We start from the raw sequence: 26318 nt of genomic DNA on the forward strand, positions 1-26318 counted from the left end.
GACGACATGTCGGAGTTATCAGACCAGGTTGCCATTGTCACGGGCGCAGGCAGCGGCTTCGGCGCCGCGATTGCACGGGCCTTTATCCAGGCGGGAGCGAAGGTCGTGCTGGCCGATATCGATCGCGATGCCGTGCAGAGACTGGCGGACGAGCTGGGGCCGAATGCCAGTGCGGCCGCCTGCGACGTCACCAGCCCGGCGCAGATCAACGCCGCAGTGCAGCACTGCTGCGACCACTTCGGCGAGCCGGACGTGGTCGTCAACAATGCCGGCACCACGCATCGGAACCAGTCGATGCTGGAAGTCGACGAAGCGGTCTTCGACCGCGTCTTCGCCGTCAACGTCAAGTCGATCTACCACATGGCACGCGCGGTCGTGCCGCTGATGAAGCAACGCGGCAAAGGCGTGATCCTCAATATCGGCTCGGTCGGCAGCCACCGGCCGCGCCCGGGGCTGACCTGGTACAACAGCTCGAAGGGCGCGGTGAGCGTGATGTCGAAATCGATGGCGGTCGAACTGGCCGCGGACGGGATCCGGGTCAACCTGATCTCGCCCGTGATGGCGGCGACCGGGCTGCTGCAGGACTTCATGGGGGTTGCCGACACCGCCGAGAACCGCGCCCGCTTTGTCGCCACCATACCGCTGGGGCGAATGTGCGAGCCGGTCGACGTGGCCAATGCCGCGGTCTTTCTGGCAAGCCCGGGTGCCCGCTTCCTTACCGGCATCGATATGCCCGTGGACGGCGGCCGGGCCATCTGAACGAGGCCAGCGGTGCTTTCGGCATCGCTCATGCCGTCTGAAAACTCATCCGCTTCGCCTGCGAGATCGACATGGCCGCCACTTGCACATGCGGGGCCAGCTTGGCCTGGGCCGTTTCCAGCGTCCAGCGCGTGGACGGGACTGAGATGTTGATGGCCCCGACCGGCAGGCCGCGGTGGTCGGTGATTGCGGCTGCGACGGAGATGTCGCCGACCACGGTCTGGTTCATGGCCACGGCATAGCCGCGTTCACCGGCCTCGCGGATCGCCGTCATCAGCTTGTCGGGGTCGGTTTCAGTGAACGGCGTGATGGGGGTCAGTGCGGTCGCCCGCACCACCTCCAGGCGCTGCGCTTCGGGCAGCTTCGACAGGATCGCAATCCCGGACGCGGTGTACACGGCCGGGAGCCGGTACCCGACCCCGAAATCGACGTTGATCAGGTGCTGCCCGGGGAAGCGGGCCAGGAACACGATCTCGTGCCCGTCGAGTTCCTGCAGGTTGGCGGTTTCTCCGAGCGTGCGGCTGATATCGAGCAAGTAGGGCGATGCGCGCTCGACCAGGTCGTTGGAGCGCAGGTAGTTGTATGACAGGCCCAGTGCCTTGGACGCAAGCCCATACATCGCTGAATCGGGCAGGCGCCGGATGTAGCCCAGTTGTTCCAGAGTGTGCACCAGCCGCTGCGTTGCGCTGCGGTCGAGATCGGCCGCCCGGGCGATCTCCGCCATCGACATCAGGCGGCGGTCCGGGCCGTGGAAGGCTTCCAGCACCTGGAAGGCCTTTTCCACCGAACCGACGAACAGGGACGAACGCTCGCGCCTTGTGCGCACCCCGTTGCCTTCATTACCTGAATCCACACAACCTCCTGCTCGTCCTTGTCATTGTTTTCACGGCTTACAGTGCGGCCAGCCGCGCGGCATGGTCGTCCGAGAGCGCGGCAGGGTCCAGCCTTGCTGCCTCGGGAATGCCGAGCAGCCGCAGCGTGGTCTCGAATTCCCCACGCAGAATGGCCAGGACTTCCGCCACGCCGCGGGGACCGCGCGCCGCCAGCCCGTACAGCGGTGCGCGCCCCACCAGCACGCCACGGGCGCCCATCGCCAGCGCCTTGGCGATGTCGGCGCCGCGCCGCACGCCGCCATCGACGAATACATGGATCCTGCCCGCCGCCGCGACGATGGCGGGCAGCATCTCGACCGCGCTGGGCGCGCCTTCCAGCTGGCGGCCGCCGTGGTTGCTGACCACGATGCCATCGACGCCCTCCCGGGCGGCGATTTCCGCGTCGGCCGGCGTAAGGATACCCTTGATGATGACGGGCCCGTGCCAGTGCTGGCGCAGCCAGGCGATGTCGTCCCAGCACAGCGACATGTCCATCTGCCGGCTCAACCCTGCCGCCTGCGTCTTCAGGTCGTTGGCCATCCCGCTGCTGCGGGCCAGGTTGACCAGCTGCGGCGAGCCGCCCTGGCGCAGCATGCGCAGGCACCAGCGCGGATGGGCCGCCAGGTCTGCCAGCAGCCGCGGCGTCCACGGCACCGGCATGCGAAAGCCGTTGCGGATGTCATGGTCGCGCTTGCCGTGGACCATGGTGTCGACGGTCAGCATCAGGGTGCTGAAGCCGGCGGCGCGTGCGCGCGCCATCATGTTCTCGGCGATGGAGCGATCGCGCTGCACGTAGAGCTGCAGCCACAGGTCGCCGTCGGTGGCGGCGCGCACGTCTTCCATCAGCGAGGTCGATGCCGTCGACATCACGAAGGGCAGGCCCGCTGCGTGTGCGGCCCGTGCCAGCGCCTCTTCGGCCTTCGGCCAGTACAGTCCGTTCAGTCCCGTGGGGCCTACCAGCAACGGCAGGCTGTACTTGCGGCCGAAGATCTCCATGCCGGGATCGATCTCAGTGACGTCGCGCAGCACGCGCGGCCGGAACAGCAGTGCCTGGTATGCGGCCAGGTTGCGTGCCAGCGTGCGCCCGTCCTCCGCGCCTCCCTCCAGATAGTCGAAGGCGAAGCGCGACAGCCGGCGCCGCGCCAGTTCCCGATAGTCCTTGATGGCCGGCAGCATGATCGTCGGCGCCTCAGGCGAGGGCGGCCTCGGCTTGCAGCCGCTGCGTCAGTTCGGCACGCAGCTGTGCCTGCAGCCCGGGTGCCGGCGCTACCAGCGGTGCCAGCACCTTCGGCGCGGTCACGCCCACCAGGTCGAGCACGGATTTCAGCGGCCCCGGATTGGTTTCGGAGAAGGCCAGGTCCAGCAACGGAATCAGCTCACGGTGCAGGCGCACCGCTTGCGCGGTGTTGCCGGCCACGCCGAGTTCATAGATGGCACGCCAGGTGCGCGGCAGCACGGAGGCGGTCACGACCACGCCACCCCTGGCACCCGCCGCCATGTGCAGCGGGAACAGGCTGTCCTCGCCGCTGAACACGCTGAAGCTGTCGTCGACACCCGCCACCACCTTGAGGAAGTGGTACATGTCGGTGTTGCAGGCTTTCATGCCGATGATGTTCTCGTGGCGCGACAGCTCGTGCAGCACCTCGGGCGCGATCGCGATCCGCGTGCGGTAGGGGATCTCGTAGATCATCACCGGCACCGGCGAGGCGTCGGCATAGCGCAGGAAATAGTCGCGGATGCCTTGCTGGGTCGGTGAGGTGTAATAGGGCGTCAGCACCATCAGGGCAGAGGCGCCGACGCCGGCAAAGGCCTTGCCCGCATCCAGCGCATCATGGAACCCCGGGTCGAGCACGCCGGGAATGACGGGAACCTGGCCAGCCGCGGCTTCGACGCAAAGGGCCGCCATGCGGACGCGCTCTTCGCGCGCCAGGGCACCGTATTCGCCGGTGCCGCCCAGCGGCACCACGCCGGAAACGCCGTTGGCGAGCAGGTAGGCCATCAGCTTGCGCGTGGCGTCCTGGTCGATCCTGTCGTCTGCCGTCACGGGGGTCGGGATGGCGGGGAAGATGCCGCGCAGGCCGGCGGCGGTAAGCTTGTTGTTCATGGATAGGAGTCTCAGCGTCCGGCGCTCTTGCGGCGCAAGCGCTCGGCGCAGGTAATCAGGAGGGTAACGAAGACGAACAGGCAGGTAGACACCGCGGCAATCACCGGTGAAAGCTGCAGCGTCACCTCGTCCCAGAACTGCTTGGGCAGGGTGGCGCTCAGTCCGCCAGAGGCAAACAGGGCGATCGTCAGCTCATCGAACGAGGTGGCGAAGGCGAACAGGAAGGACGAGAACAGGCCGGCGGCGAGGATCGGCAGCGTCACGTAGCGCAGCGTCTGCCAGGGCCTGGCGCCCAGGCTTTGCGCCGCCAGGTCGAGCCGCGTGTCGTAGTTGCGCAGCACCGCCATCATCGTCATGACGACGTAGGGCACGGCAATGACCGTATGGCCGATCATCAGGCCCAGCGAAGTGCCGACCAGCCCGACCTTGGCGAAGAAGTAGAACATCCCCACCGCGATGATCATGCGCGGGATGATGATGGGCGAGAGCACGAACGCCAGCAGCAGCGACTTGCCCCGCATCTGCGAGCGCGCCAGCAGGAACGCCACCGGCGTGCCGACCAGCAGCGCCAGCACCGCGGCGCCAAGGCCTACCAGCAACGAGCGCAGCCCGGCCTGCATCCACAGCGGCGACGCGAGCATGTCCTGGTAGTGCTGCAGCGTGAAGCCGCGCGGCGGCCAGTTCAGGCCAGATTTGTCGGCGAACGACAGCGGGATCATCAGCAGCGCCGGCACGCTCAGGAACAGCAGCACCAGCAGCACGATCGTGCGCAGCGGCAGCGAGTCGCCCGGCTGCGGCTCGCGCCGGCCGCGCGGCACCAGTGCCAGCAGCTTGTCGCTGACCGCTCCTAGTGCGCCCAGCACGCTGTCGCCGAGCCGATGCAGCACGCCATCGTGCGCGGCGGCGGAGCGGGTGCGTTGCTCCGCTGCGCCAGCCATCGACGAGAGCCCGAGCACCTTGTCATACAGGGCGAACACCGCCAGCACGACCAGCAGCAGCAACACCGAGATCGAGCCGGCGAAACCCCAGTTCATGGTCTGCTGCACCTGGTCGATGATCAGCTGGGCGACCATGATCTCTTTGCGTCCGCCCAGCAGCGCTGGCACGATAAAGAAGCCGACGGCGGTGACGAACACCATGATGGCGCCAGCGGCCACGCCCGGCATCGAGAGCGGGAAGTAGATGCGCCAGAACGCCGTGCCAGGCCGTGCCCCAAGCGTCAGCGCCGCGCGCGGGAGGTTGCGGTCGATGTTCTCCATCACCGACAGCATGGTCAGCACCGCCAGCGGCATCAGCGCGTGCACCATCGCCACCAGCACGGCCCCGAGGCTGTACAGCAGGCTGGAAGGCGCATCCTGGAGGCCCGCGGCGCTCAGCAACTGGTTGACCACGCCGTTGCGGCCCAGCATCACGATCCAGGCAAAGGCGCGCACCAGGAAGCTGGTCCAGAACGACAGCAGCACCCAGAACAGCCACTTTGCCTTCCTGTCCTTTGACAGCGAGGAGATCAGGTAGGCCACCGGATAACCGGCGACCACGGAGAGCAGCGTGGTCCAGAGCGAGATCTTCAGCGTGATCAGCATCACGTCGACGTAGACCGACGACGCAAACAGCTGGCGGTACTTGGCCAGCGTGAAGGCCCCGTCGCTGTAGACGCTCAGCAGCAGGAGCTGGCCGACCGGGTAGGCCAGCAGCACCGCGAACAGTAGCACCAGCGGCGCGGCCAGCAAGGCGGGCCGCAGCCAGGGGCGGGGTCGGTGTTGCAGGGCGACGGCGGTCATAGGGAATCCGGGACGGCGACAGCGTCGCTGCGCTGCCAGGTGAGCGTGACTTGCTGCCCGACCTCATGCCGGGAAGCGGCCATCGAGGTGGGGTAAGACAGCACCACCGGGGCCTGGCCGGCGGCGTCGGATTCCACGTACAGCTTGGTCAGGCTGCCGGTGATCATGCTGTCCAATACTTTGCCGCTGACCGCATTGGCGGCGGTGACGCCGTTGGCCATGGCGATGTTCTGCGGCCGCACCATGACCCGCACCTTGCCCCCGGCTGCCACCGGCGCATTGGTGACCGCGTGGGCGACGGCGCCGCCCTGTGCCAGCGCCACCTCCACGTGGTCGCCGCGCACTTCCGTGACCGTGCCCTCGAACAGGTTCGATTCGCCCAGGAAGTCGGCCACGAACAGCGTGCGCGGGCGGAAGTACAGGTCCGACGGCGTGCCGAGCTGCTCGATCTTGCCGCCGTTCATCAGGCAGATGCGGTCAGACATCGTCATCGCCTCTTCCTGGTCGTGGGTGACATAGACGATGGTCGTGCCCAGCTCGCGGTGGATGCGCTTGATTTCCAGCTGCATGTGGTCGCGCAGCTTCTTGTCCAGGGCGCCCAGCGGTTCATCCATCAGGATGATCGACGGCTTGTAGACCAGGCAACGGGCCAGCGCGATGCGCTGCTGCTGGCCGCCGGAGAGTTCCTTCGGGAAGCGCGCCGCGACGTGGGGCAGGCGGACCATTTCCAGGGCTTCCAGTGCCTGGCGCCTGGCCGTGGCCGCGTCGACCCGGCGCATCTTCAGCGGGAAGGCGATGTTCTCCGCGATCGTCATGTGCGGGAACAGCGCGTAGTTCTGGAACACCATGCCGATATCGCGCTCGTAGGGGGCGCCATAGGTCACGTCCTTGCCGTTGATCAGCAGCTGGCCGCCGTCCGGCACGGCCAGCCCGGCGATCAGGCTGAGCAGCGTGGTCTTGCCCGAGCCCGAAGGGCCCAGGAGGGTAAGGAATTCCCCCTCGGCCACTTCAAGGTCGGTCGGTGCCAGCGCGACGAAGTCGCCATAACGCTTGGTCAGCCCGGAAATCTTGAGTTTGAAGTTCGGCATCGTGTCGTTGCTTGTGGTGTCTGGTGAAGAGGTTCAGATCACTTGAGGATCCAGCCGTTGAACTTCTCCATCACCGCGGCCTGGTTATCGAGCCAGTACTTGGCGTTGATCTGCACGCCCGACCTGATGTTGTCGGGGTGGGTCGGGCAGTTCTTCGCGACATCGGCCTTGATGTACTTGAAGGCATCCGGCTGGGTCACGCCTGCCGGGAAGTACTCCACCAGCGAGGCCATGCGCTTCGGGTCGGACGCGAACTTGATGAACTCGCGGCAGGCTTGCGCATTCGGCGTGCCGGCCAGGATGGACCAGTTGTCCACGCCCCACAGGTTCTGGTTCCAGACGATGCCGACCTCGGCACCGGAGGCGGCCGCGCTCTGTGCGCGCGAGACCCAGGTGGCCACCATGTCGACCTCGCCGGACTTGAGCATCTGCTCTACCTGGGCGCCGGAGTTCCACCACACGTCCACGTTCGCCTTGATCTTCTCCAGGTTGGCGATGGCCCGGTCGACATTGAGGGGATAGAGCGCCGAGGTCGCCGTGCCGGCGGCCATCAGGGACTCTTCCAGCGTGTCGAACGGGTGCTTGCGCAGGGCGCGGCGGCCGGGGAAGTCCTTGACGTTCCAGAAGTCGGCCCACGACGACGGTGCCTTGCGGCCCTTGAAGGCGTCGGTGCGATAGGCCAGGACCGTGCTGTAGACGTTGGTGCCCACGCCATAGGGCGACATGAAATGCGCCGGAATGGTCTTGACCGTGGCGTCGCCCTCCAGGCCGTGCTTCTCCAGGTAGACCTTGCCGCCCTGCGTCAGCAGCAGGATGGCCGGCTGGCTGATCTTGGCCATGTCCCAGGTGTAGTTCCTGGTCTCGACCATGCTGCGGATCTGCGCCACCGGTTCGGCGTTGGCCTGCACGCCCACGACCTCGATGCCGGTCTTCTCGGTGAACGGCTTGTAGTACACCGCGCTGTAGGCCTTGGTGTAGATGCCGCCGTCGTCGCGCACCACGATGCGCTTGGACTGCGCGCGCGCGTACTGGAGCACGGCGGGCGCGGCAAGCGTGCCGAGGCCGGCAGCGGCGACCTTGAGGGCACGCCGGCGAGAAGAGTTGATGGGGCTGTAATCGTTCATGCGGGCTCCTTGATTGCCGTTATTGCTGGGAAGGTGGGGACGGCAGCAGCCGGCCGGGGTTGAACAGATCGCGAGGGTCGAGCATGCGCTTGATGCCGTGCATCATGGCGATCTCGACCGCCGGCTTGAACTGCGCCATTTCCTCGGTCAGGACCTGGCCAATGCCATGTTCCGCGCTGAAGGTGCCGCCCAGTTCGTAGGCCACCTGGTCGATGGCGTGCTTGATGCGGGCGGCCACCGCATCGCGCCCCGGCAGCGCTTCCCACTGCGGGAAAGGCACCAGCGGGATGAAGTGGACGTTGCCATCGCCCAGGTGGGCCACCACGATGATCGGCAAATCCGGCAGGACCGCATGCGCCGCCGCGGTGGCGCGCTCAATGAACTGCGGCACCGCCGAGACCGGCACGGCGCAATCGGTGTTCAGGCCCAGGCCCGCCTTCTTGTTGCCTTCGGAGACGCTATGCCGCACCTGCCACATGGCTTCGCGCTGCGCGCCGCTGGCGGCCACCACGGCATCGTCGACCAGGCCTTCGGCCACGCCTTGCTCCAGCACTTCCTGCAGCACCTCGTCGAGCAGCTCGCGCCGGCCGGTGTCGGCAAGTTCCACCAGCACGTGCCAGGGATGGCTGGCAGGCAAGGGCGCACGGCGGCAGGGGACATGGTCGAGCACGATCTGCAATTGCACGTCGTTGAGCATTTCAAACGCGGACAGCGTGGCGCCACAGCGCTGCTGGAAGCGTCCCAGCATCTCCAGCGCCGCCTGCGGCGTGCGCACCGCCAGCCACGCCATGGCGTGCGCGGTGGGCAGCGGGTGCAGCTTGAGCGTGGCGGCGGTAATCACGCCCAGCGTGCCTTCTGAGCCGATGAACAGGTGCTTGAGATCGAGGCCGGTGTTGTTCTTGCGCAAGCGGTACAGGCCGTTCCAGACCTGGCCGTCAGGGAGGACCACTTCAAGGCCGAGCACGTTGTCGCGGGTGTTGCCGTAGCGCAGCACGCCGGTGCCGCCCGCATTGGTGGCGATGTTGCCGCCGATCTGGCAGGAGCCTTCGGCGCCCAGGCTCACGGGGTAGAGGCGCCCCTGTTCCGCCGCCGCCTGCTGGATGGCGGCCAGCACGCAGCCTGCCTCCACTTCCATTGAGTTGTTGGCCGCATCGATCGCGCGGATGCGGCGCATGCGTGCCAGGCTGATGACGATGGGCGGCGTGCCGTCCGGGGCTGGCACCGCGCCGCCGCACAGGCTGGTATTGCCGCCTTGCGGCAGCACGGGCGCGTTGGCCTGGGCCGCGGCCTGCACCACCGCGGCGACTTGCGCGGTGGAGGACGGCAGCACCACGCACAGCGCCGGACCCGTGTAGCGGCCGCGCCAGTCCTCGATGTAGGCGGCAACGTCCGCGGGTTCGGTGAGAACCGCATCGGGTCCCAACAGGTCTTTCAGCTTCAATACAAGTGACATCGCTTTGTGCCCTCGTGCTCGATTGAAGCAATACTAGTCGATTGTCATGAGCATAGGTATAGGTGAAATCCACATACAAGTAATCTCAATGCGATTACTCTGTCGGACGTCAGGCAGCGGCTGCAGACCAGGTGTCGGGTTTTCCTGGTGCGAACGGCCTTCAGTGACAGCGGCCCCGCGGTGCGCCGTCCTACAATCGGATCCTGTCCTGACAACGAGGCTCACCATGTTCACCGCCTGTCCCACAGAAAGAAGCCGTGTCATTGCCGATCGCGTCGAGCGCTTTGTCCGCGACGTCGTGGTGCCATATGAGCGCGATGTGCGTTGCGAAGCCCACGGCCCGACGGCCGGGCTGGTCGCCGAGCTTCGCGACCAGGCGCGCGCGGCCGGCGTCATGACGCCACATATCCTGGCCGACGGCTCGCACCTGACCCAGCTCGAAACCGCAGCCGTGCTCAAGCGCTCGGGCTTGTCGCCCCTCGGGCCGGTCGCGGTCAACACCATGGCCCCGGACGAGGGAAATATGTTCCTGCTGGGCAAGGTCGCCACGGACGCACAGCAGAAACGCTTCCTTGCACCGCTGGTCAGCGGCGAGGCCCGCTCCGCGTTCTTCATGACCGAGCCGGCGGAAGAAGGCGGGGCCGGTTCCGATCCGTCGATGCTCCAGACCACCGCGGTCAGGGACGGCGACGAATGGGTGATCTGCGGGCGCAAGAAGTTCATCACCGGTGCGCAAGGGGCCAGGGTCGGCATCCTGATGGCGCGTACCGGCGACGGTGAGCGCGCGCAGGCCACCATGTTCCTGGTCGACCTGCCGCATCCGGCGATCCGCATCGAGCGCCTGCTCGATACCATCGACAGTTCCATGCCGGGCGGGCATGCACAGGTCCTGATCGACGGCCTGCGCGTGCCGCAGGACCAGGTGCTGGGCGAGGTGGACGAGGGCTTCCGTTACGCGCAGGTTCGCTTGTCGCCGGCGCGGCTGTCGCATTGCATGCGCTGGTTCGGGGGTGTGGCACGTGCCGACGAGATCGCGCGTGCCTACGCCACCACGCGCAAGGCTTTCGGCAAGCTGCTGATCGACCACGAGGGCGTGGGCTTCATGCTGGCCGAGAACCTGATCGACCTGCAGCAGGCCGCACTGATGATCGACTGGTGCGCCGGGGTGCTCGACGGCGGCTCCCTGGGTACCGCGGAGAGTTCGATGGCCAAGGTGGCCGTGTCCGATGCCTTGTTCCGCGTGGCTGACCGCTGCGTGCAGATCCTCGGCGGCATGGGCGTGTCGCGCGACACCATTGTCGAACAGGTTTTCCGTGAAGTGCGTGCGTTTCGCATCTACGACGGCCCGACCGAAGTCCACAAGTGGTCGCTGGCAAAGAAGATCAAGCGCGATACCCTGGCAGCATCGCATCATGGCTGAGCGCCGCTCTGGCGCGGGGCCTGCCTGAGCGAGCCCGCCAGGTGCCATCGCGCCCATCCCCGATCCAGCGCGCCCTGGCCGTGCTGCGCGCGCTGTCCGATCCGGAAGTGCGCCGCATGAGCGACGTGGCGCGCGCCACCGGACTCGATCCGGCCACGGCCTCACGCATGCTCGAGCTGCTGGTGCAGGAGGGGTTCGCCACGCGCGACCAGGCGCGCCGCTACGGCATCGGGCCTGAGATCTTCCAGCTGGCAGACGTGGCGCAGCGGCGCGTGGACTTGCGCAAGCTGGCGCGTCCGGCACTGGAACGGCTGGTGGAGGCGTTCGAGGATACCGCCGTGCTGACCGAGGCCAGCCGTGGCGAGGCGGTGTGCACCGACCTGGAACCCGGCACGTATGCGATACGGGCGAACTACGTGACGGTCGGCACGCGTCGGCCGCTCGGCGTGGGCGCCGGCAGCCTGGCGGTGCTGGCATGGCTGCCCGCGCCCGAGCGCGCGCGCCGGCTGCAGCAGACCACGCGCAAGCTTGGCAAGCACCCGCGGCTCGATGCGGCGTGCATCGCCGCGGAAATCGAGGCCGCCCGCGCGCGCGGGCATGTGCTGTTTCTCGATTGGGTGGTCGACGGCATGGGCGGCATCGCGGTACCGATTCTCGACTATGAGGGCCGGCCGATCGGTGCCTTGAGCGTGGCGGCGATGAGTGCGCGCATCCGCTCGCGCGAGGCCGCGCTGGCGCGCAAACTCAAGCAAGAGGCGCGGCGCATCACCAGCGCCTGGACGCGCACCGTGATACCGCCGCGGGCCGACGCATGCACCGACGGCCGGCGTGCCAGGGCGCGCCGGTCCGGCGGCAGCTGACGCGCATTCCGGCGAGCCTATGGCGCCGGACCGCGCAGCAGGCCGGCCAGCGTGTCAGGTATTTCCACTTCGAAACGCAGCAAGGCGCTGGCCAGCGCCTTGCCGTAGTTGTCGATCGCGAGGCTGCGCGACACACCGCCGCCAAGCGCGCCCTCCGCCACGAAGTTGAGCACCTGCAGCCCGTCCACTTCATGGCGCGTGACCGCGCCCGTGATCAGCGTGCCGTACAGCGCCTTGAATGCGGGTGCCGTCAGCTGTGCCTTGATATGCGGGTAGAACTCCGGCGCATAGGCGATGACTGCCGTGTTCGAAGTATTGCCCTTGTCGCCGGAGCGGCTGTGTGCGAGACGGCGCAGTGGTACACGCATGGCGAATCCTCAGAGATAGTGGACCTGGGAGGTGATCAATGCGCGCGGCACCAGCGCCGACCAGACGCCGATGATCTCGCGCGTGCGGTCCTGGTGCGGCACGCGCTTGCCGGTAGAGGCCAGGCCGCAGACCGCCATGCTGTCGATCTCGCGGCCGACCTTGGCGGCTTCCTCGCGCGTGCGGGTGCGCGCGGCGACGCGGACGGCGATTTCGTTGGGCTCGCAGGCAGGCTCGGGCGAGGCCGCGCCGTGCACGGCGTTGACGCCAAGGAAGTCGACGCGCACCTCGTCCGCCTGCAACCTTGCCATGGCAAAGCGCGCTTCGAGGATGCGTTTGGCCAGCCTGGCCTTTTCCAGGCAACCCGGCCCAGCGTAGAAGAACATGTCTTCGCCGATATGCCCTTCAGTGCAGCCCAGCGACACCTTGAGCGTATCGGTGCGCGGCTGCCCGCTCACGCCGCTGATGCGCACGCGGTCCGGCCCCACCTGTTCGAGCACCGCAGTCGAGAAGTCGACCACCACGTCCGGCGTGATGTAGCGGCGCGGGTCGTGGACTTCATAGAACATCTGCTCCTTGACCGTCTGCAGGTCGATGCGCCCGCCGCTGCCATCCACCTTGCCGATCACGGCGCTGCCGTCGGCCTCCACCTCGGCGATCGGGAAGGCCAGGTTCCATGGTTCCGGCACATCCTTGTAGCCGGGGTCGCCGAAATATCCCCCCGTCACCTGCGCGCCGCACTCGAGCAAATGGCCGATGGCGCTGCCGCGCGCAAGCTGCGTCACGTCGTCCTGCGACCAGCCGAAATGATGGATCATCGGCGCGAGGAACAGCGACGGGTCGGCCACGCGCCCGGTGATCACGATCTGCGCGCCTGCACGCAATGCGGCGACGATCGGCTCGGCGCCTTCGTATGGCTCGGCGCTGATCAGCGTTTCACGCAGCGAGGAAACCGGTGCGCCGCTTTCCAGCAGGGTGAGATCCAGCTCGCAGATGCTCCCGGTCAGGTCCGTGGTGGTGACCGCGGCGATCCTGACCCCGGGCAGGCCCAGTTCCTCGCAGAGTTCGGCTACGCGCCGGGCCGCGCCCAGCGGATGAATCCAGCCCTGGTTGCTGATGATGCGCGTGCCGTTGGCGATGCAGGGTGGCAGCACTGCGCGCATGCGCTCGTCGAGATAGGTGTCGTAGCCGGCAAAGCCGGCATCGCGCCGCTTGCGCACCTGCGCGGCGGATACCGTGGCCTCGGCCATGGTCTCGAAGCACAGGTAGTCGAGCTTGCCCAGGCGCGCCGAACGCTCTGCGGGCTCCACGCGGTCGCCCCACCAGCCCGATCCCGAGCCGATACGAAGGGTGTTGGTCTTGGTCATGGTTGTCGTGTGTCAGGGTTTGGCGCTGCCCGGCCGTGTCATTGCGCCTTGATGCCGGCGGTCTGGATCACGCGCGACCATTTTTCCGTATCGCTCCTGATCTGCGCCGCGAACGCGGCGGAGCCTTCGCCGCCCGGCTCGGCGCCAAGCTGTTCGATGCGCTTGCGCACGTCGGGCGTGGCCAGCACCTTGTCCACCGCCTGCTGGAGCTGGCGCACGCGCTCGGGCGGCGTGCCGGCCGGCGCGAGCAGCCCGAACCAGGAATTGACTTCATAGCCCGGCAGCCCCGACTCGCGCACGGTCGGCACGGAAGGCAGCACCGAGGCCCGTCTGGCACTGGTGACCGCCAGCGCCGTCACCTTGCCTGCCTGGATTTGTGCAAGCGCGGACGGCAGGTTGTCGAACATCAGGTTGACCTGGCCCGCGAGCAGGTCCGTCATGGCCGGGGCGGCCCCTTTGTACGGCACGTGCTGCATGCTGACGCCCGCCATCATGTTCAGCAACTCGCCTGACAGGTGGGGCGACCCGCCGGTGCTGGTGGAGGCGTAGTTGATCTTGCCCGGCTCGCGCCTGGCCAGCGTCACCAGTTCGCCCACCGATCTGGCGTTCAGCGTGCTGTTGACAAGCAGCACGTTGGGGGAATTTGCGACCAGCGTCACGGGCACGAAGTCCCGGGTGCTGTCGTACGGCATGCGCGGATAGATAAACTGGTTGGTCACCTGCGTGCCCAGCGTGCCCATCAGCAGCGTATAGCCGTCAGCCGCGCTGCGCGCCACGGCCTCGGCGCCGATGTTGCCGCCCGCGCCCGGGCGGTTGTCGACCACGATCTGCTGGCCCAGCGTTTCGCCGGCCTTCTGCGCAACCAGGCGCGCCAGGATGTCAGTGGTGCCGCCGGGCGTGAAGGGCACCACCAGCCGGATCGGACGCGAGGGAAATGCCTCTGCCGCGCAGGCCGGTGCGGACCAGGCGCACAAGGCGGGCAGGGTGGCGAGCGCCGCAACTACGGCACGCCGCTGGCGGGAATGACGCTGCATCGGGTTGTCTCCTGGGCGCGAGGCGGTGCGCGCGCATCTGGTTTCGTTGAGGGAAACTCTGTGTGGGAGATCTTAGGGAGCGGAGCGGAACAGCGTCAAACTAATGCCGTATATTTTCATTGGTTGAAAATTCCAGGCGATTTCAAGCTGACCAGCGCCGTGGGGCGCGTGGATACGGAGACTGAACATGAAGCTGCTGCTGGTGGGATCGACCGGACTGGTCGGAAGCCATGTCCTGGAACAGGCGCTTGCCGACCCGGGCGTGAGCAGCGTAGTGGCGCCAGGCCGGCGCGCGCTGCCCGCGCACCCGAAGCTGCTGGCTCCGGTGGTGGACTTCGACCGCCTGCCGGAAGATGCGCCATGGTGGCAGGCGGATGCCGTCATCTGCACGCTCGGCACCACGATGCGGGCTGCCGGCTCCGAGCCGGCATTCCGGCGCGTGGACCACGACTATCCACTCGCCGTCGCGCGCCTGGCCAGGCAACATGGCACGCCAGCCTATGTGCTGAATTCCGCGATCGGCGCGGACGCGGCCTCACGCATTTTCTACAACCGGGTGAAGGGCGAACTGGAGCGCGACCTGGCGGGGCTTGGCTTTGCGTCGCTGACCTGCGTCCGCCCCGGATTGATCGGCGGGCAGCGCGCGGAGTTTCGCTTCGGCGAACGCGCCATGGTGACCGCGCTGAAGGTGCTTGGGCCGGTATTGCCTCGTCGCTGGCGTCTTAATCCGGCGCAGCAGATCGCCAGGGCCCTGCTGGCGGCCGCGCGGGATGCGGTGCCGGGCATCCATGTGGTGACGTCGGACCGCCTGACCTGAAGCGGGCGCTGCAGATCAGGTCTTGTACGACGGGTCGCGCCGGTCGAGGTAGCGCAGCATTGCCGGCCACTCCGGAAGGTGCGCTACCGTAGCGTCGCGACGGCCCGCTTCAGGCGCTCGCAGCCTTCCTCGATCACCTCCAGCGAGGTGGCGAATGAAAAGCGCAAGTAGGGCGACAGGCCATATGCCGTGCCGTCGAGCACCGCCACGCCGGCCTGGTTCAGGAAGAACATTACCACGTCGAGGTCGGTCTCAAGGAGCTTGCCGGTATCCGTCTGCTTGCCGAGCAGGCCCTTGACTGACGCGTAGAGATAAAAGGCGCCTGCCGACGGTGTGCAGGCAATGCCGGGGATCTCGTTCAGCAGCACCGCCATGCGGTTGCGCCGTTGTTCGAAGATGCCGACCATCTCGCGGACGCACGCCTGGTCGCCCTCCAGCGCCACGACCGCGGCAGCCTGGGACACGGAGCTGGTACAGGTCGAGCTTTGCGACAGGATGGTGCTGATGGCCTTGACCAGCTCGCGCGGCCCGGCGCCATAGCCGACGCGCCAGCCGGTCATGGCATAGGCCTTGGACATGCCGTTGATCAGCAACGAGCGCGGCTTCAGCGCCGGCATCAGCGCCAGCGGCGACATGGCGCTGCCGCCGTCATACACGTAAGGCTCGTAGATCTCGTCGCTCATCACCCAGACGTGCGGATGGCGTTCCAGCACCGCGCACAGGTCGCGCAGTTCCGCGGCGGTGTAGACCGCGCCGGTCGGGTTGTTGGGGCTGTTCAGGATCAGCCAGCGCGTGCGCGGCGTGATGGCGCCTTCCAGTGCGGGCGCGGTCAGCTTGAAGCCGACGTCGGCATCGCACTTGACGATGACAGGCTTGCCGCCGTTCATCGTGACCATGTCGGGATAGGACACCCAGTAGGGCGCGCTGATGATGACCTCGTCGCTGTCTTCCAGCGATGCGGTCAGCGCGCTGAAAATCACCTGCTTGGCACCGCAGCCCACAACGATCTCGTCCGCGCTGTAGTCGAGGCCGAGGGTGCGGCCGAGCCTGGCGGAAATGGCACGCCGCAGCGCGGGGGTGCCCAGCGTACTGGTGTACTTGGTTTCGCCGCGGGCGATGGCGGCGTTCGCCGCGGCGCCGATATGCGCAGGCGTGGCCAGGTCAGGCTCGCCGATGGTGAAGTCGAGCACGTTCTGTCCCTGCGCGCGCAGGTCGTCGACCAGCGCCTTGGCGGCGATGCTGGGCGACGGCTTGATCAGGCTCATGCGGCTGCTGACGATGGATTGATGCATGGTTGAAGGTCCTTGCGTTGGTGGTTGGCGATCGAGGGCTTCAGGCAAGGCCATGGCGCCGCAGCGTGTCCTGCAGGCCGAGCAGCTCGACCATGGTCGCGCCGCTTTCCAGGCGCTCGCGGATGGCGGCCTCCTTGCGTTCGCGCTCTTCGCTTGCCGCGATCACCTGTTCAACCTCTTCGCGAGCCACGGCAACGACACCGTCGCGGTCGCCCATGATGATGTCGCCGGGGTGCACGACGACACCGCCGACTGTGACCGGCACATTGACTTTGCCGGGCTGGAACTTGTTCGTGCCCTTGATGCAAAGGCCGCGGCAGAACACGGGGAAACCCATGTCGACGATCGCGCTGGCGTCGCGCACCGCGCCGTCGATGACCAGGCCGGCGATGCCGATCTTCTGCGCCGCGAGCGTGAGCAGGTCGCCCCAAGGGCCGGCATCGACAAAGCCCTTGGCATCGATGACCAGCACGTCGCCGCGCTTGGCCTTGGTCAGGGCGTAGTGGATCATCAGGTTGTCGCTGGGCCGGATATCGATGGTCAGCGCCCGGCCGACCACGCGCATCAATGGGTCCAGCGGGGCGATGCGAGGGTCGATGGCGCCGCGCTGACCCTGCGCTTCGTGGATGGTGGCGGCGCCCAGGCGATTGAGCGTGTCGAGTTGGGATTGGGTGATTTCGGGCATGGTTGTCTCCGGGTAGGCGAGAGCGACCCTCCCGTGGGGAGGGCGTGGCAGGTTTAAGCGTTCAGTGGAAGCGTTCGAGGCGGAATGCCGACAGGTCCACTGGGGGCGGCACATCGCGCACCAGGCTCGACACGCACCTCGCGGTAATCGCCGAGGTGGTCAGGCCGTTGTGGCCGTGACCGAAGGCATAGAGCACGGACGGAGCCTGTCCGACGCGGCCGATGGCGGGCATGCCATCCGGGAAGGTAGGGCGCACACCCATCCATGACCTGGCGTTGGCGCCGCGGATGCCAGGCAGGTATGGCCGGGCCAGCCTGAGCAGCATGTCGGCGCGACGCATGTCGGGACTGGCGTCGGCGTGTGCGAACTCGGCGGTGCCGGCCAGCCTCAGCCCTCCATCCATCGGCGTTGCCGCGAACAAGGGTTCGCCGAATACGACTGGGCGGCGCAGTGCGATGCCGGCGTCCGGCAACATCAGGTGATAGCCGCGCTCCGCCGCCAGCGGCACCCGGTAGCCAAGCTGTGCCAGCAATGGCCCCGATCGGTAGCCCGCTGCCACGACGACGCGCACGGCGGCATGGGTTCCGGTTGCGGTCGCCACTTCCGCACGACCCGGCGCCACCTGGCGGACAGCGCGCACTTCATCGCGCAGGATCGTCCCGCCCAGTGCAACCAGCCGCCGGGCGTAATGCTCGCCAAGGCCGCGCGGATTGCTGCAGCGCCCGGCGTTCGGATAGAAGATGCCCCCGGCGATGTCCGGGCACAGTGCCGGCTCGAGTTCGCGCACGCCGGCGGCCGACACGCGCTCCGCGGCAAGACCGTAGCTGTTCCACACGGGCAGGGCGCGGCATTTCGCATCGAGGGCAGCTTCGCTCCTGAACGCAATCAGTCCGCCGTCACGGCTGATGTGATGCTGCGCCGATGCCTCTCGCGTCAGTTCGTCGAAGGCGGCGATGGCCTGGCCCGTGAGCGCTGCCATGTTCGACAGCACGGCCTGGTACGGCTGCGGCCGCAGCGCGGCCACGGCGCGCCACGCCCACGGCACCAGGCGCGGCGCATAGCGCGGGCGCACCACCAGCGGACCGTCCTTGTCTAGCAGCAGCCGGGGCAGCCTGCGCAGCAGGTCCGGTGCCGCCGGCGGAAAGATGTTCGACTCCGACAGGTAGCCGGCGTTGCCGGACGAAACCCCGGACATCGGCGCGTTGTGGTCGATGACGGTGACCTGACAGCCATCCATTCGCAGCCGCAAGGCGATGGAGAGGCCGACGATCCCGGCGCCGACCACTACGGCAGAGCCCGGCGCTTGGTTGTGTGCCATGATCCAGGGCGTCCTCAATGCGAGCGCAGGTCGGACAGGAAAGCGCGCGCCCGCGGATGCTGGGGCGAGGCAAAGAAGTCGACCGGCGAGGCTTCTTCCAGGATCGCTCCCTTGTCCATGAACCAGACGCGGTCGGCAACTTCCCGTGCAAAGTTCATCTCGTGCGTGACACAGACCATGGTCATGCCGTCCTTCGCCAAACCCTTCATCACATTCAGCACTTCGCCGACCATTTCCGGGTCGAGCGCACTGGTCGGCTCGTCGAACAGCATCACCGGCGGGTCCATCGCCAGCGCCCGTGCAATCGCGACGCGCTGTTGCTGACCGCCGGAGAGCTGCTGCGGGTAGGCCTCGGCCTTGTGTGCCAGGCCGACGCGCTCGAGCAGCGACATCGCCCTGCTTTTCGCCTCGCTCCTGCTCTTCGCCGCGACCTTGACCGGCGCCAGGCAGACGTTGTCGAGCGCGGACAAGTGCGGGAACAGGTTGAACTGCTGGAACACGAACCCAACGTGGCTGCGAAACTTGTTCAGGTTCAGCGCCGGCGAGTGGATGTCCCGGTTGTCGAGCCGGATGGTGCCGTTCTGGATTTCCTCCAGGCGGTTCACCGTGCGGATCAGCGTGGACTTGCCCGACCCCGAGGGGCCGCACACCACCACCACCTGGCCGCGGCCGACTTCAGCGGTCACGTTCACCAGGGCGTGATAGTCGCCATACCACTTATTGACTTTGGAGAACTGAATCATCATGAATGCTCCGTGCGGGTGCGGTCTTGCCGCTGGTCTTGCCACTTCGCCTGCGCGTGACGCGACGCTCCAGGGCGTGCGCCAGCTGGGTCAGGCAGAAGCAGACAGCGAAATAGGTCAGGGCCAGGATCAGGAAGACTTCAAACGGCCGCGTCAGCAGGTTGGTATTCACCTGGTTGGCGGAGAAAGTCAGTTCCTGAACGCTGATGACATAGCCGAGCGAGGTCTCCTTGATGGTCGACACGAACTGGCTGACGATGCTCGGGATCATGTTGTAGAGCGCCTGGGGCAGGACCACCTTCGTCATGGTCTGCGCATAGCTCAGGCCGAGCGCGCGCGCCGCTTCGGTCTGGCCGCGCGGCAGCGCCTCGATGCCGGCGCGGATGACTTCGGAGATGTAGGCTGCCTCGTAGATCACCAGCGTGCACAGCAGCGTGGTGAAGCCCGTCACGCTGTGGCCGAGCAGCAGGGGCACCAGGAAGTAGCTCCAGAAGATCAGCATCACCAGCGGCACGCCGCGGACGATGTAGACGATGACCGTGGCCGGTATCCGGAACACCTTCCAGGGCGAGACCCGCGCCACCGCCAGCAGGATGCTGATCGGGAATGCGAACGCCAGTCCCAGCACCGACAGCAGCAGCGTCAGCGCCAGGCCGCCGAGCGGTCCGTTGGGGTACTGGCCGAGCAGCAGCAGGTGCCAGTTGTCGCGAAGAATATCGATCATGGTTTATCTCGCCGGGATACGCGTGCGTTGCGCCATCGCCGCGCCGATCGCCATCAGGCCAAGGGACACCGCCAGGTAGAACGCCGTGGCCAGCATGTACGCCTCGAAGGTGCGGAAGGTGTGGTTCTCTACTTCGCGCACGGCATAGGTCATCTCCGCCGCGCCCACCGCCATCGCCAGGCTGGTGTTCTTGAACAGCAGCACGGTGTGGTTGATGAAGGGCGGCAGCGCAATGCGGAACGCCTGCGGCAGGATCACGTAGCGCATCGAGCCCAGGTAGCTCAGGCCGAGAGAACGCGAGGCCTCGTGCTGCTCGAACGGGATGGAACGCAGCCCGCTGCGGATATCCTCGGAGAAGTAGGCGGCCATGCACAGGCCGATGGCGATGCTGGCGAAGATCATCTCGCCGCCGTTGGCGTTGGCCCAGTTCTGGACCGCTTCGGGCAGCAGCGTCGGAATGCCGAAGTACCACAGCAGGATATGGACCAGCATCGGCACGTTCTGGTGGTAGGCGACATAGCCCGCCACGAAACGTTCGGCGATGACGCTTCCCGAGACGCGCACGGTGGCGAGCACGGTGCCGAGCACGAACGCGAGGCTCCAGCTCGACGCGGTGAGCCAGGCGGTCAGCCGCAGGCCTTCGAGCAACTGGTCGCCATACGGCGCGGCAAAGATGGCGGGGAAGTTGAAATGGGAAAACATGGGTAGCTCCTGGGCGGGGCCGATACGCTCGGTATGGCCCCTGCCTTTGTGTCAGCCCTTGATCGGCTGGGTGCGGAACTCCCGCTTCATCTGGAAGATGGTCCTGGCGCCGAGCCATTTCTCGAAGATCTGCTGTGCTTCGCCAGATTTTTCCATGTCGGCGAGAGCAGCGTTCACAGCCTTTTCCAGCGCTGGCTCGCCCTTCTTGATGCCGAGGCCCCACGCTTCCTCGCCGAGGGAGGGCGCAAGGACCGTGATGTTGCCGGACGGGCCGAGCTTGGCGATGAAACGTCGCAGCATCGTTTCCGACAGCCCGAACCCGTCGACTTTGCCTTGCACCAGCGCCATGAAAGCGGAGGGGGTGTCGTCGTAGCTGACGAGCTGCGCCGATGGCAACACCTTTTGCAGGAAGAATTGCGTGCTGGCGCCTTTCATGGTGCTGATGCGCTTGCCTGCGAGATCATCGCGCTGTTTGAACGGCCCGTTGCCCTTGACCGCCAGACGGTGTTCGCTGACAAAGTAGGTGTCCGAGAATGTAATTTGCTCCGCACGCGCCGGCGTATAGCCCAGCACCGCGGCCAGGACGTCCACGCGGCCCTGGCTCAACTCAGGAATTCGCGCCTCGAGGGAAACCGGCTTTAACTCCGGCTTCACACCCAGCGACTTTGCAATGGCCTTGCAGAAGTCAATGTCGTAGCCCGTCAGCTCGCGCGTGGATGGATCCTGGAAGCCGAAAGGTTCAAGGTTGCTGAGTACCCCACAGACCAGCGTGCCTCGCGCCTTGATATCGGCCAGCTGGTCGGCGTGGGCGGGGCCGGCCATGGCTGCGGCACAAGCCAGTACGGCGAAGCTCGCTTTGATGATTGACTTCATGGTTTCTCCAGGGGCAGTGTGGGTGCCGCGGGGCGGCAGTGTCTTCGGTGGCAGCGGCGCAGCGCCGGTTGCGCACTGTGAAACGATTCTTGCAGATGGATATAATTAGTTAAAGCGACATTTTTAGCTCGAGTTTCATTCCTATTTGTGACGGATCGATGGGGTTCACCCTAGGGCCATGACGACACTCAAACAACTGGAGGCGCTGGTTGCCATCGCCGAAACCGGCTCGGTTGATGCTGCGGCGCGCCGTCTCGGTGTGGTGCATTCGGCGATATCGCGCCATATCCGCGAGTTCGAGGAAGGCTTTGGCTATCCCCTGCTCGATCGCGCAGGGCGTGCGGCGCGCCTGACGGTGGAAGGCACGGAGGTACTCAATCGCGCGAAGGCGGTCCTGCTGCAGCGCGACCTGCTGCTGGAAAGGATTGCCAGCAAGGAAGTCCTGATCCGCAAGGTGCGCCTTGGCGTGACGGAGCTGACGGCGCTGACGTGGCTGCCGAAACTGCTCGAAGCAATTCGCGCGGCGTATCCGCGGGTGGTCATCGAGCCGGAGGTGGACCACAGCGTGCACCTGCGTGACCGCCTGCACAGCGGCCAGATCGACCTCGCGATTCTTCCCGATGCCTTTGCCGCGACGGGGTATGTAAAGGAAACGCTGGCCGAGGTCCAGAACGAGTGGTTCTGCAGTCCCGCGCTGACTGCGCAGACGTCGCGCATGTCGCTGGCGAAGATGAGCGAATACACCTTGCTCACGCAGGGCGAGCTTTCCGGTTCCGGCATCCTGATCGGCGAGTGGCTGCGCAAGCATGGCGTGCTGCCACGCAGCACCATCAGCAGCAACAGCCTGGTCGCGCTGGTCGGCCTGGCGGCCTCGGGGCAGGGCATCACCTATCTGCCCCGCTCGGTGATCGCCAACCTGCTGGCCTCGGGGCAACTGGTGGCGTTGCGGGTCACGCCCAGGCTGCCGCCGTTGCGCTACGTGGCGATGATCCGCTCGGACGTGGCCATGCCGTTCCTGCGTAGTGTGGTTGCGATAGCACGGCGCGCCTGCGATTTCGACAGCTCATACCAGATGTTTGGCGGCGGCCAGGGCGGGCTGGCGCGGAGTGCAGGCAAGTGATCACGATCAAGCAGGTAGAGGCGTTCTACTGGACAGCGAAGCTCGGCACCGTACAGCGCGCGGCGTCGAAGCTGCACGTCACGCAATCCGCTGCCACCAAGCGCCTTCAGGAGCTGGAGCGCATCTCTGCGGTCCCGCTGTTCGAGGCATCTGGCAGGAAGTCCGCACTGACACCGAAGGGCCAGGAGATGCTGGCCCTGTGCGAGGGCTTTCTGGCGGCGACTGCGCGCCTGGAAGAAGTGAAGGCCTCCGCCAGGCATGTCGCGCGCACGCTCCATATCGGCATCACCGAGATGGTGGCGCTCACCTGGTTTCCGAGCCTGGTGCGCAAGCTCAACAGCATCTATCCGCAGGTGACCCTGCATCCCGATGTCGACCTGTCGGCCTCGCTGCGTGACAAGGTGCTCGACGGACGCCTGGACATCGCGGTATTGACTGAGTCATTCCTCGATCCGGCGATGGCATCCGTCAGGCTGGAATCGGTCCAGTTCGGATGGATCGCCCCGCCGGGTGCCTTCGATGGCAACAAGGTTGTCTCGCTTCAGCATCTGTCAACGCTGCCGCTGATCCTGCAGGACCAGGGGTCCGGCGCCACCGCGCTGGGCGAGACGCAGTTCGCGCAGGCCGGCGTGCAGCCGCATCGGATCTCCGGCAGCAACAGCCTGGTGGCACTGGCGGGGCTGGTCGAGGCGGGCATGGGGGTGAGTTGCATGCCGCTGCGCCTGTTCAGCCACGAGATCCGGCAAGGGCGCCTGCAGGTCGTGCGTACCGATCCGCCGGCGCCGAGCCTGGGGTATTACGCGGTGTTCCTCAAGCAACACCAGGCCGCCCTCGGCTATGCCGTAGCGGACATTGCACGGCAATGCTGCGATTTCGGGACCAAGCACCGGCAGACCAGGCGCAGGGCCGGTCCATGAGTTTTCTGGCGCCAGAGCCTGGGCCTTTGCCTCACTCGACGCGCGCGCCGGAAAGCTTGACCAGCTTGCCCCACTTGTCGATCTCCTGGTCCAGGACCTTCCTGAACTCAGCCGGCGTGCTGGCCACTGGGGTGGAGCCCTGGTCGGCCAGATTCTTGCGCAGGGCCGGATCCTGCGTAAGCTTCTGGATCGTCGCGGCGAGCTTGTCGACGACCGCCGGCGGCGTGCCCGCTGGCGCGAAGACGCCGTTCCACAGCGTCACGTCGAAGCCAGGCAGCACCTCGGTCACCGCCGGCAGGTTGGGCAGCCGCGCAGAGCGGTTCTTCGTCGTCACACCGAGCGCGCGCAGCTTGCCGCTGTCGATGAACGGCAGCACTTCGACCATGGGCGAGAACACCACCTGGATCTGCCCGCCCATCAGGTCGGCATTCGCGGGCGCGCCGCCCTTGTAGGGCACATGCAGCATCTCGCCATGGGCCATGCTGTTGAACAGCGCCCCGGACAAGTGCGACGCCGTGCCATTGCCGGCCGAGCCGTAGGTGACGGGCCCCTTTTTCTGTCGCACGTATTCGACGAACTCCTGCAGCGTTCTGGCGGGCATGGTGTTGTTGACGGTCAGCACGTTCGGGATCATGGCGACCTGCGAGACGGGCACCAGGTCCTTGCGCAGATCGAAGCCCATGTTCTTGTAGAGCGTGACGTTGGTGGCGATCGTGCTCGTGGCCATCAGCAGCGTGTAGCCGTCCGGCGCCGACTTCGCCACGTAGGCCGCGCCGATATTGCCGCCGGCACCCACCCGGTTTTCGACGATGACCTGCTGGCCGAGTTCCTTGCCCAGCTTGTCCGCCAGCAGGCGGGCGGTGGAATCGGTGCTGCCGCCCGCGGCCAGCGGCACGACCAGCGTGATGACCTTTTTCGATGGCCAGTCGTGGGCATGGGATGCGAAGCTCGCGGCCGCCAGGCATGCGGCGAGCGCGACGCGCAGGAAGGGACGTCGGGTCATGCTTTGTCTCCAGTGCTTATGTATTTTTTGGGCTGGCGCGTGTGCGATCAGCCCGTGTGCGCAGCAGGGTGGATTTGACCCATTGACTTCTGACCCAAGGATCAGAATCAATGGATCTGCAATCGCTATGCGGCCGAGGCGGGGTTTGCGACGGTCCGAAGTGGATTGCGCGCGGTCACCGTAACGATGCCGGCGTCGGCATCCATTTCGATGAAATCCCCGTTGGAAATGGCAAGCGTCGGATCGTGGTCCAGGCCCGCAATGACCGGGATACTTCCGATGATTGCGCCGATCGTGGTAATCGGTTCCGGATTCACCTGGATAAAGGCAACCGGTGCGGTGCCGCGCGATACCATGTCGTATATCTTGTACGATCCGCCCGTAGAGCCCTTGCCCGTGAGAAACACCAGGACCTTGCCGGAGATATTGACTCCCTCCAGCTCATGCCCGGGCTCCGTAACGATCCCGGTCATGTTATCGACACCACCGTTGAAGCTGATTGCTTCCCTGGTGACGATGGCCTCGCCGCTGGCCTTGCCCGTGACGATTTTCCGTCCCTTCAGGATGAATTGATTGGTCGTCATGTTGATTACCTCCAGGCGCCATGGATTGCGGCCCGCACGACCCGGTCCAGGTTCCCATAGTGGGTGGGAAGACCAAACTGACCGGGCGCATAGAATGCCATCTTCGCGGAGTTGGTGGTCAGGGTCTTGTATCCCTTCTTTGGCGCAATGACGCGGCTGCGCGCCAGGAAAGGACAGGTTTCCCGGACCACGATGCCGCCGGCATCCTCGATGGTCTGGATATAGCCCATGCGCTCGGCCATGGCATACATCGCCCCGGCCGTGGTGACCCAAAGCGATACATCCTGATGCACCTTCCTGCCTTGCAAGGCGTCGGCGACTTCGCGAATTTCCTGCACGGAGGCATTGGGGCAGCCGACCAGTATCCAGTCCACATGGTCAGAGGGCTCTTTGTTCAAGGCAGCCTCTGCCTTTGCTTTTTCGGCCTGATCGAAGACGAGTACCTTTTCAGGTTCACACCCACCGAACGCCGCTTCCAACGTTGGCGCCTCGGGCGTAACGCCAACGGCATGGAACATGCTCACGGCACCGGAAGCCGCCAGGGCAGCGCTCAGGGCCTTCAACTGTTCCAGGGTCGGGTCGGAAGGAATGCCCGTAAATACTGGCGTATCCTGCCCTGCGATCTTGCCTGCGAAATATCCAAGTGTCCCGTAATCCGTCATGTCATTGAGGGGCGCCTCCACCTTGATCAGGAATTTCCCATAACGGTTTTCCTTCAGGTGGAATCCATACTCCGGGGTCCGGCCGGTCAGTGCAGAGGCAAGTCCGCTTGGCCCTCCCTCCCGGTTGGTTCTGGCGCCACAGACCGAGTTGGCATAAACAACGGCCGAAGACTCACCCCAGGCCATATGCTCGCCGAAACGCGGGCTGTTTCCGACCAGGTAAGGGATGCAGGTATTGCACGAATTTGCACCCATCCCGGCGTAGGCATCGGTCAGGCGGGTTTGCAGGACACTATCCGATTCGGGAATGCCGATCTCCTGCCACTGCGTGGGATCGACAGCCGTGGGATTGGTGGTGACCCTGGTTACGAAGTTACCGCCTTGCTTCCTGATATCTTCCACGAACCTTGTGCCGGCTTCCTCGGCAACCAGCACCGACGAACCCGCCATATGCACGTTGTTGACCGGAAGCAGCCTTTCGGCGCCGAAGCTCTCTCCCAACGCAACCAGGATTTCCATGGCCTTCTTGACGGCAGGGCCCTTGTCCCCGTTCAACATTCGGGTTTCTTCTTCGGTCAGCAACATATATAGGTCTCCATTAAGGAACTTGGGCAAGATCGCAGCCGACTGGTCGGGAAACCTGGCTCTCG

Annotated in this window: 26 protein-coding genes; 6 read left to right on the plus strand and 20 right to left on the minus strand. The window is 66.1% G+C overall.

What is annotated here, in order from left to right; genetic code table 11:
• The first annotated feature begins 6 nt into the window (after positions 1-6).
• Positions 7-759, plus strand: a complete 753-nt coding sequence (locus RS901_RS25475) for an SDR family oxidoreductase (protein WP_316156915.1) — start codon at positions 7-9, stop codon at positions 757-759.
• 28 nt (positions 760-787) lie between these two features.
• On the opposite strand, the gene RS901_RS25480 is transcribed toward RS901_RS25475, so the two are convergent.
• The 7 genes from RS901_RS25480 to RS901_RS25510 are packed head-to-tail and all read right to left on the minus strand — an operon-like array spanning position 788 to position 9181.
• On the minus strand, positions 788-1612 hold the full coding sequence (locus tag RS901_RS25480) for an IclR family transcriptional regulator (protein ID WP_316156916.1): 825 nt from the start codon (positions 1610-1612) through the stop codon (positions 788-790).
• A 37-nt stretch (positions 1613-1649) separates the two neighbouring features.
• A complete protein-coding gene (locus tag RS901_RS25485) occupies positions 1650-2807 on the minus strand; it encodes an alpha-hydroxy acid oxidase (RefSeq protein ID WP_316156917.1) in 1158 nt (385 codons plus the stop codon).
• 13 nt (positions 2808-2820) lie between these two features.
• Positions 2821-3735, minus strand: a complete 915-nt coding sequence (gene dapA / locus RS901_RS25490) for a 4-hydroxy-tetrahydrodipicolinate synthase (protein ID WP_316156918.1) — start codon at positions 3733-3735, stop codon at positions 2821-2823.
• Between the two features lie 11 nt (positions 3736-3746).
• Complete coding sequence (locus RS901_RS25495; protein WP_316156919.1) at positions 3747-5516, minus strand: ABC transporter permease subunit; 1770 nt, start codon at positions 5514-5516, stop codon at positions 3747-3749.
• Positions 5513-6604: an ABC transporter ATP-binding protein gene (locus RS901_RS25500; protein WP_316156920.1), complete on the minus strand. Its 1092-nt coding sequence runs from the start codon at positions 6602-6604 to the stop codon at positions 5513-5515. Before RS901_RS25500 ends, RS901_RS25495 begins: the two co-directional genes overlap by 4 nt.
• A gap of 38 nt (positions 6605-6642) precedes the next feature.
• Positions 6643-7728 (minus strand): ABC transporter substrate-binding protein, encoded by a 1086-nt coding sequence (locus tag RS901_RS25505; protein ID WP_316156921.1) that lies wholly within the window; start codon positions 7726-7728, stop codon positions 6643-6645.
• Between the two features lie 19 nt (positions 7729-7747).
• Entirely contained in the window at positions 7748-9181 is a 1434-nt protein-coding gene (locus tag RS901_RS25510; RefSeq protein WP_316156922.1) for an FAD-binding oxidoreductase, read from the minus strand.
• 226 nt (positions 9182-9407) lie between these two features.
• Here RS901_RS25510 and RS901_RS25515 point away from each other — a divergent pair, with 226 nt between their 5' ends.
• On the plus strand, positions 9408-10601 hold the full coding sequence (locus RS901_RS25515; protein ID WP_316156923.1) for an acyl-CoA dehydrogenase family protein: 1194 nt from the start codon (positions 9408-9410) through the stop codon (positions 10599-10601).
• A gap of 41 nt (positions 10602-10642) precedes the next feature.
• Complete coding sequence (locus RS901_RS25520) at positions 10643-11461, plus strand: IclR family transcriptional regulator (protein ID WP_316156924.1); 819 nt, start codon at positions 10643-10645, stop codon at positions 11459-11461.
• A gap of 17 nt (positions 11462-11478) precedes the next feature.
• Here RS901_RS25520 and RS901_RS25525 read toward each other — a convergent pair whose 3' ends face one another.
• From RS901_RS25525 to RS901_RS25535, 3 genes are read right to left on the minus strand one after another with little or no spacing between them, the layout of a single operon-like run.
• The gene (locus RS901_RS25525) at positions 11479-11829 is read right to left on the minus strand and encodes an AtuA-related protein (protein WP_316156925.1); all 351 of its coding nucleotides are present in this window, start codon (positions 11827-11829) and stop codon (positions 11479-11481) included.
• Between the two features lie 9 nt (positions 11830-11838).
• The gene (locus RS901_RS25530; RefSeq protein ID WP_316156926.1) at positions 11839-13194 is read right to left on the minus strand and encodes an acyclic terpene utilization AtuA family protein; all 1356 of its coding nucleotides are present in this window, start codon (positions 13192-13194) and stop codon (positions 11839-11841) included.
• Positions 13195-13232: 38 nt separating this feature from the next.
• A complete protein-coding gene (locus RS901_RS25535; protein WP_316156927.1) occupies positions 13233-14228 on the minus strand; it encodes a tripartite tricarboxylate transporter substrate binding protein in 996 nt (331 codons plus the stop codon).
• A gap of 187 nt (positions 14229-14415) precedes the next feature.
• Between RS901_RS25535 and RS901_RS25540 the strand changes: the two genes are divergently transcribed.
• Positions 14416-15045 (plus strand): NAD-dependent dehydratase, encoded by a 630-nt coding sequence (locus RS901_RS25540; RefSeq protein WP_316156928.1) that lies wholly within the window; start codon positions 14416-14418, stop codon positions 15043-15045.
• An 83-nt stretch (positions 15046-15128) separates the two neighbouring features.
• On the opposite strand, the gene RS901_RS25545 is transcribed toward RS901_RS25540, so the two are convergent.
• The 7 genes from RS901_RS25545 to RS901_RS25575 form a co-directional block, all read right to left on the minus strand.
• Positions 15129-16337, minus strand: a complete 1209-nt coding sequence (locus tag RS901_RS25545; RefSeq protein ID WP_316156929.1) for an aminotransferase class I/II-fold pyridoxal phosphate-dependent enzyme — start codon at positions 16335-16337, stop codon at positions 15129-15131.
• A 40-nt stretch (positions 16338-16377) separates the two neighbouring features.
• Positions 16378-17022, minus strand: a complete 645-nt coding sequence (locus tag RS901_RS25550) for a 4-carboxy-4-hydroxy-2-oxoadipate aldolase/oxaloacetate decarboxylase (RefSeq protein WP_316156930.1) — start codon at positions 17020-17022, stop codon at positions 16378-16380.
• Positions 17023-17083: 61 nt separating this feature from the next.
• On the minus strand, positions 17084-18340 hold the full coding sequence (locus RS901_RS25555; protein ID WP_316156932.1) for an FAD-dependent oxidoreductase: 1257 nt from the start codon (positions 18338-18340) through the stop codon (positions 17084-17086).
• 14 nt (positions 18341-18354) lie between these two features.
• Positions 18355-19083 carry an amino acid ABC transporter ATP-binding protein gene (locus tag RS901_RS25560; RefSeq protein WP_316157288.1) on the minus strand — a complete coding sequence of 243 codons (729 nt, stop codon included), beginning with the start codon at positions 19081-19083 and terminating at the stop codon, positions 18355-18357.
• A complete protein-coding gene (locus RS901_RS25565; protein ID WP_316156933.1) occupies positions 19058-19807 on the minus strand; it encodes an amino acid ABC transporter permease in 750 nt (249 codons plus the stop codon). The genes RS901_RS25560 and RS901_RS25565 overlap by 26 nt, the downstream gene beginning before the upstream one ends.
• Before the next feature lie 3 nt (positions 19808-19810).
• On the minus strand, positions 19811-20509 hold the full coding sequence (locus RS901_RS25570; RefSeq protein ID WP_316156934.1) for an amino acid ABC transporter permease: 699 nt from the start codon (positions 20507-20509) through the stop codon (positions 19811-19813).
• A gap of 51 nt (positions 20510-20560) precedes the next feature.
• Positions 20561-21382: an ABC transporter substrate-binding protein gene (locus RS901_RS25575; RefSeq protein ID WP_316156935.1), complete on the minus strand. Its 822-nt coding sequence runs from the start codon at positions 21380-21382 to the stop codon at positions 20561-20563.
• Positions 21383-21560: 178 nt separating this feature from the next.
• Between RS901_RS25575 and RS901_RS25580 the strand changes: the two genes are divergently transcribed.
• Entirely contained in the window at positions 21561-22502 is a 942-nt protein-coding gene (locus tag RS901_RS25580; RefSeq protein WP_316156936.1) for a LysR family transcriptional regulator, read from the plus strand.
• On the plus strand, positions 22499-23419 hold the full coding sequence (locus tag RS901_RS25585) for a LysR family transcriptional regulator (RefSeq protein WP_316156937.1): 921 nt from the start codon (positions 22499-22501) through the stop codon (positions 23417-23419). Before RS901_RS25580 ends, RS901_RS25585 begins: the two co-directional genes overlap by 4 nt.
• Positions 23420-23450: 31 nt before the next feature.
• Here the strand turns inward: RS901_RS25585 and RS901_RS25590 are convergent, their stop codons facing one another.
• From RS901_RS25590 to RS901_RS25600, 3 genes are all read right to left on the minus strand, one after another.
• Positions 23451-24422: a tripartite tricarboxylate transporter substrate binding protein gene (locus RS901_RS25590; RefSeq protein WP_316156938.1), complete on the minus strand. Its 972-nt coding sequence runs from the start codon at positions 24420-24422 to the stop codon at positions 23451-23453.
• A 125-nt stretch (positions 24423-24547) separates the two neighbouring features.
• Positions 24548-25006, minus strand: coding sequence for an aconitase X swivel domain-containing protein (locus tag RS901_RS25595; protein WP_316156939.1), 459 nt, complete (start codon positions 25004-25006; stop codon positions 24548-24550).
• A gap of 5 nt (positions 25007-25011) precedes the next feature.
• Positions 25012-26253 carry an aconitase X catalytic domain-containing protein gene (locus tag RS901_RS25600; RefSeq protein WP_316156940.1) on the minus strand — a complete coding sequence of 414 codons (1242 nt, stop codon included), beginning with the start codon at positions 26251-26253 and terminating at the stop codon, positions 25012-25014.
• Positions 26254-26318 lie beyond the last annotated feature (65 nt).

Origin of the sequence: Cupriavidus sp. BIC8F, from assembly GCF_032465815.1 — a bacterium.
GTDB lineage: Bacteria > Pseudomonadota > Gammaproteobacteria > Burkholderiales > Burkholderiaceae > Cupriavidus > Cupriavidus necator.

Bases quoted from the DNA above. Each gene is read 5' to 3' on its own strand.
- RS901_RS25475 (WP_316156915.1), top strand. From the start codon at position 7: ATGTCGGAGTTATCAGACCAGGTTGCCATTGTCACGGGCGCAGGCAGC.
- RS901_RS25485 (WP_316156917.1), bottom strand. From the start codon at position 2,807: ATGCTGCCGGCCATCAAGGACTATCGGGAACTGGCGCGGCGCCGGCTG.
- dapA (WP_316156918.1), bottom strand. From the start codon at position 3,735: ATGAACAACAAGCTTACCGCCGCCGGCCTGCGCGGCATCTTCCCCGCC.
- RS901_RS25495 (WP_316156919.1), bottom strand. From the start codon at position 5,516: ATGACCGCCGTCGCCCTGCAACACCGACCCCGCCCCTGGCTGCGGCCC.
- RS901_RS25500 (WP_316156920.1), bottom strand. From the start codon at position 6,604: ATGCCGAACTTCAAACTCAAGATTTCCGGGCTGACCAAGCGTTATGGC.
- RS901_RS25505 (WP_316156921.1), bottom strand. From the start codon at position 7,728: ATGAACGATTACAGCCCCATCAACTCTTCTCGCCGGCGTGCCCTCAAG.
- RS901_RS25510 (WP_316156922.1), bottom strand. From the start codon at position 9,181: ATGTCACTTGTATTGAAGCTGAAAGACCTGTTGGGACCCGATGCGGTT.
- RS901_RS25515 (WP_316156923.1), top strand. From the start codon at position 9,408: ATGTTCACCGCCTGTCCCACAGAAAGAAGCCGTGTCATTGCCGATCGC.
- RS901_RS25525 (WP_316156925.1), bottom strand. From the start codon at position 11,829: ATGCGTGTACCACTGCGCCGTCTCGCACACAGCCGCTCCGGCGACAAG.
- RS901_RS25530 (WP_316156926.1), bottom strand. From the start codon at position 13,194: ATGACCAAGACCAACACCCTTCGTATCGGCTCGGGATCGGGCTGGTGG.
- RS901_RS25535 (WP_316156927.1), bottom strand. From the start codon at position 14,228: ATGCAGCGTCATTCCCGCCAGCGGCGTGCCGTAGTTGCGGCGCTCGCC.
- RS901_RS25540 (WP_316156928.1), top strand. From the start codon at position 14,416: ATGAAGCTGCTGCTGGTGGGATCGACCGGACTGGTCGGAAGCCATGTC.
- RS901_RS25545 (WP_316156929.1), bottom strand. From the start codon at position 16,337: ATGCATCAATCCATCGTCAGCAGCCGCATGAGCCTGATCAAGCCGTCG.
- RS901_RS25550 (WP_316156930.1), bottom strand. From the start codon at position 17,022: ATGCCCGAAATCACCCAATCCCAACTCGACACGCTCAATCGCCTGGGC.
- RS901_RS25555 (WP_316156932.1), bottom strand. From the start codon at position 18,340: ATGGCACACAACCAAGCGCCGGGCTCTGCCGTAGTGGTCGGCGCCGGG.
- RS901_RS25560 (WP_316157288.1), bottom strand. From the start codon at position 19,083: ATGATTCAGTTCTCCAAAGTCAATAAGTGGTATGGCGACTATCACGCC.
- RS901_RS25565 (WP_316156933.1), bottom strand. From the start codon at position 19,807: ATGATCGATATTCTTCGCGACAACTGGCACCTGCTGCTGCTCGGCCAG.
- RS901_RS25570 (WP_316156934.1), bottom strand. From the start codon at position 20,509: ATGTTTTCCCATTTCAACTTCCCCGCCATCTTTGCCGCGCCGTATGGC.
- RS901_RS25575 (WP_316156935.1), bottom strand. From the start codon at position 21,382: ATGAAGTCAATCATCAAAGCGAGCTTCGCCGTACTGGCTTGTGCCGCA.
- RS901_RS25580 (WP_316156936.1), top strand. From the start codon at position 21,561: ATGACGACACTCAAACAACTGGAGGCGCTGGTTGCCATCGCCGAAACC.
- RS901_RS25590 (WP_316156938.1), bottom strand. From the start codon at position 24,422: ATGACCCGACGTCCCTTCCTGCGCGTCGCGCTCGCCGCATGCCTGGCG.
- RS901_RS25595 (WP_316156939.1), bottom strand. From the start codon at position 25,006: ATGACGACCAATCAATTCATCCTGAAGGGACGGAAAATCGTCACGGGC.
- RS901_RS25600 (WP_316156940.1), bottom strand. From the start codon at position 26,253: ATGTTGCTGACCGAAGAAGAAACCCGAATGTTGAACGGGGACAAGGGC.